This is a genomic window from Halobacillus sp., assembly GCF_049282395.1.
In the GTDB taxonomy this organism is placed as follows: Bacteria; Bacillota; Bacilli; order Bacillales; family Halobacillaceae; genus Halobacillus.
Map to the genome: position 1 here is coordinate 1 of NZ_JBAPTY010000375.1, position 4,724 is coordinate 4,724.

The 4,724-nt window shown below is 44.6% G+C and carries 3 protein-coding genes; 2 read left to right on the plus strand and 1 reads right to left on the minus strand.

Going from position 1 to position 4,724, the window contains the following annotated elements:
* The first annotated feature begins 804 nt into the window (after positions 1 to 804).
* Positions 805 to 2,181: a YjiH family protein gene (locus WAM07_RS15620; protein WP_422168309.1), complete on the plus strand. Its 1,377-nt coding sequence runs from the start codon at positions 805 to 807 to the stop codon at positions 2,179 to 2,181.
* A gap of 46 nt (positions 2,182 to 2,227) precedes the next feature.
* Entirely contained in the window at positions 2,228 to 3,541 is a 1,314-nt protein-coding gene (locus tag WAM07_RS15625; protein ID WP_422168310.1) for an aspartate aminotransferase family protein, read from the plus strand.
* A gap of 89 nt (positions 3,542 to 3,630) precedes the next feature.
* Here WAM07_RS15625 and WAM07_RS15630 read toward each other — a convergent pair whose 3' ends face one another.
* Entirely contained in the window at positions 3,631 to 4,410 is a 780-nt protein-coding gene (locus WAM07_RS15630; RefSeq protein ID WP_422168312.1) for a TerC family protein, read from the minus strand.
* Between the last annotated feature and the right edge of the window lie 314 nt (positions 4,411 to 4,724).

Consider the following 4,724-nt stretch of genomic DNA (forward strand, 5'->3'; position numbering starts at 1 on the left):
TCACTATTAATAATTCCATAAAAGCTCCCATTAGTTGAAGACTTGATTTGGAGATATTTGTTGAGCGGAAGGTTCTACGGGGGACGATTTCGCTTTCCGGCCCTGCACGACGCAGGGTCGTTCGACGTTGCCACATGACGTGGCGGTCTTAGTCGAACTTCTTCTGTGCTGAGCTTCCTCGGGCTTACCAGCCCTGCGGGATCTCACCGATCATGTTCATCCCGCGGGAGTCTACATCGTCCCCCTCCGAACCTGGCCGAATAAGAAACTCAAAACCATTTAATACACTGATTGCTTGGTGAGAAAAAAGCATAGGGAAGAAGTGTGTTTTATGCTAGAAAGATGTGAAAAAGCTTGTCATACAAGCATTTAGGACCTATTTAGAAGGAGAGCATTCACTCTTCTGGAAGGATCCGTTATTCTCCCGTGGCTTGGGTTGGTGGGGAAATGGCGAGACTCCCATGGGTGATGGAACAAGACGAGTTATTTCCCCACCAGCCCTTCTCCACATTTCGTAACGGACTCAAATCTCTCGAAACTGAGTATTCGGCGCTTTAGTGGAATATAAGTGATGGGGACTATTCAAAAGGGTTTGGTATGGTGATTTTAGAAAATTAGATGATTATGTATATTTATTCCTTAATATGGATGAGGTTATCAGAAAATGAAACAGAGGAGTAAGTTTCTTCTTAAAAACCATTGAATCAATATGCAATAAAATGTATGATTAACAAATTGGAAAGGATATATACCCTTAAAATTCGAAAAAAATATGCATTCATATTCAGAAGTGGAGGAAGAAAGATGGAGTTAGAAAAGCAAGAACTACAGATGGAAAAGAAATATACAGCCAAACAATTATTTAAATTCTTAATCCCGTCCATCATAGGGGTGCTTTTGTTCCTCGTCCCCATCTCAGTAGATGGTACGGTCACGATAGGACTCGGGGTAATGGCCGATGGGCTGCAGGCTGCTATTTCTGATTACATTCCCTTATTTATGACAAGTGTACTTTGGATTTCAGCTGTCGGCTCGATTGCAATCAAAGGAATCAGCCAGCCTGCTATCCGCAATCATACATTTATTGCAAAATTATTTGATGTTGGCTTATTCTGGATTGTTCTTCGTTTACTGGGAGCTGTCTTTGCAACACTGACACTCACTGGGGCAGGACCTGAAGTGGTTTCTTCTGAATTAACTGGTCAGGTTGTGTTGTTTGATCTGATTCCGGTTCTAATGGTCTGGTTTTTATTTGCCAGCTTGTTCATGCCGTTGTTATTGGAATTTGGATTAATGGATTTTATTGGGACGATGGTCCGTAAGGTTATGCATCCATTATTCAAACTGCCGGGCCGTTCTTCCGTTGATGCTTTAGCTTCATGGATGGGCAGTGGAACGGTCGGAGTGTTGCTGACTACTCAGCAGTATGAAGGGGGCTATTACTCTAAACGGGAAGCGGCCGTTGTGGCGACTAACTTTTCCATTGCATCGATCGCCTTCAGTTTAGTTATTGCAAGATTCATAGGAATTGACCATATGTTCGTCCAGTTTTATTTCACTGTAGCCGTATGCGGTATTGTAGCAGCGGTGATCTGTCCGCGTCTTCCACCGCTTTCTCGGAAGAAGAGTACGTACTATGGGCCGGCAGGAAAGCAAATTGATGAGGCCGTCCCTTCAGGATATTCAAGCTTCCAATGGGCGGTGGAACAGGCTGTAAGCAAGGCTGACCAGGTAAAAAGCGCTCGTAGTGTAATCAATAGAGGAATTTTCAATGTCGCTGATATTTGGCTCGGTCTTATTCCTCTGGTTATGGCACTTGGGACGATTGCTCTTATGGTCGCTGAATTTACGCCGATTTTCACGTTCTTATCTTATCCATTTATTCCATTTTTGAATGTACTGCAAATACCAGAGGCTCAGGCGGCTGCTCCGGCAATGATTGTCGGATTTGCGGACATGTTCCTGCCTGCTGTTGTCGGATCGGGAATTGAATCAGAGTTGACCCGCTTTATTATCGGAGTCATGTCTCTGACCCAATTAGTGTATATGTCTGAGATTGGTATTCTATTAATTAAATCGAAAATTCCTTTGAACATTGGAGAATTGTTCATTATCTTTTTACAGAGAACCGTTATTACGCTGCCGATCGCAGCTTTGATGGCTCATCTATTATTCTTCTGAAGCGCGTGCTATTATAGAGAGAGTTTTTTTATGGAGGTAGTTTTTAATGGGGAACGACTGGAATCATCTTGTTGAAAATATGTCAAACCGGCTGGCGCCGAGCATGGCTAAGGATCACCCGAACTTGCCGGTAGTTAAAGAGGAAGGGTGCTATTATTACGGTGTAGATGGCAGGACGTATCTGGATTTTACTTCGGGTATTGCTACGACTAACGTTGGGCATCGCCATCCAAAAGTGGTGGAGGCTATTAAGGAAGGAGCAGATCAGCTAGGGCACGGACCATCTGGAGTCATTATTTATGAATCAATTTTGAAACTTGCAGACCGTCTGGCTGAAATCATGCCCGGGGATCTCGACTGCTTCTTTTTTGGAAATAGCGGAGCAGAAGCCATTGAAGGAGCTATCAAGCTAGCAAAGCATGTGACGGAACGGCCTTATATTGTATCATTTATCGGCGGTTTTCACGGGCGTTCAATGGGAGCTCTCAGTGTAACCAGTTCAAAAAGTAAATACCGCAAGTTTCTGAATCCCACCGGATCTTATCAGATTCCATACGCCCAGGTGGAGGATGCCCCTGAAGGCACGGATCCAGAGCAGTATGTAGTGCAGCAATTAGAAAAGGATTTCGAGCGATTGTTTGCCCATCAAGTGACATCCGATGAGGTGGCAGCTGTGTTAGTCGAACCCGTTCTTGGAGAAGGCGGCTATATCGTCCCGCCAAAAGCCTGGCTTCAAAAGGTCCGCGAACTATGCGATTATTATGGTTTATTACTCATTTTCGATGAGGTGCAGACAGGATTTGGACGGACAGGTGAATGGTTTGCCTCCCAAACTTTTGATGTGACACCGGATATCATGGCGATTGCGAAAGGCATTGCTAATGGCATGCCGCTCAGTGCCACGGTTGCTCCAAATGCACTGATGAAGCAGTGGCCGTTGGGAAGTCATGCCACTACTTTTGGTGGAAATCCAATCGCCTGTTCTGCAGCCAATGCGGTTCTGGATGTGATCCAGGAAGAGAATCTGCTTGAAAATACGAAGGAAGCTGGAGCTTACGCTGCTGAGAAGCTGCAGGAGATAAAAGGCCGGCATCAATCAATCGGACGCATACGGTCAGTCGGTCTTATGATCGGTATTGAAATCGTGGATCCCGTTACTGGAAAACCGAATAGTGAAGGATTATTTAACGTTCTGGACAAGGCTCTTGAAAATGGAGTTCTCTTTTACTTTGGCGGTAATCAGACGGAAATCATTCGTATGATACCTCCGTTAACGATAAGTAAAGAACAGATTGACGAGAGTCTGAAGATGTTTGAGGAAGCTTTAACGGCTTATGAAGAAGAAATAACGGTGTATTAGAAAAAGACGAGAGATCGCTGATGATCTCTCGTCTTTATTAGTGTAAAACTTTTATGAATAATCTAAAGCTGCGATCTACATCGCGTATTTTAAAGCGCGGTTTCTGTTTTAACTACAGGTTCTGCTTTTTCTTTAGAAAGGAACCAGCCGCCGGCACCGATAGCCAGGAGAACAGACCAGAAGATAAGCTTCCAGGTCAGGCTTTTAGCGAAGCCTTCTGCTAATAGAGCAAGCTCAGGGTGGGCTAGTGTATAAACGGCAAGTTTAACGCCTACCCAGCCTACGATAAGATAAGCAGCCGTTTCAAGGCCGGGACGCTTGTCGAGCAGAGTTACAAAGTACCCAGCAGCAAAACGCATAATAATCAGCCCGATAATTCCACCGGCAAGGATAACCGCGAAGTGTCCTCCGTCCAAACCGCCGATCTGAGGAAGAGAGCTTGCTGGGAGCATGACGGCTAAAGCGACTGCAGCAAGGATGGAATCTACAGCGAACGCAATATCAGCAAGTTCGACTTTAACAACGGTCATCCAGAAACCAGATCCTTTGCTTTCTGAATGTGATTTCTTTAGCTTTGGTTTTAACACGTGTTTTTTCCACAAGTGGTAAGCAGCTATCCCAATTAAATACAAAGCACCAATAGCTTGAACCTGCCATATTTGGACCAGGTAGGAGATGATAAACAGAGAAGCAATTCGGAAAGCAAAAGCGCCACCTAAACCATAAAATAGTGCCTTTTTCCGTTTCTCTTCTGGCAAATGTTTAACCATTGTAGCGATAACAAGTGCATTATCTGCGGCCAAAATACCTTCTAATCCAATAAGAATAAGTAAGACCCAGCCGTATTCCAATAATAATGAAAACTCCATTCCATTATCCCCTTTTACTTATTTATTTTTAATTTAGGCTCTATTAAACTTCCGTGTTGATATTAAGGTAAAGCTCCCGTTTGTTTAAGACTCAGTTTCGAGATATTGGATTGTGAGGAAGGTCCTGCGGGGGACGATTACGCTTTCCGCGGGCATGTGGTGAGCTTCCGCGGGCTTAACAGCCCTGCGGGATCTCACCGATCATGTTCATCCCGCAGGAGTCTTCATCGTCCCCCTCCGGACCTGGCCGAATCAGAAACTCGAAACCACTTAAGACATCGACGGGTTGATGAGAATAAAGCATGTGATCATGA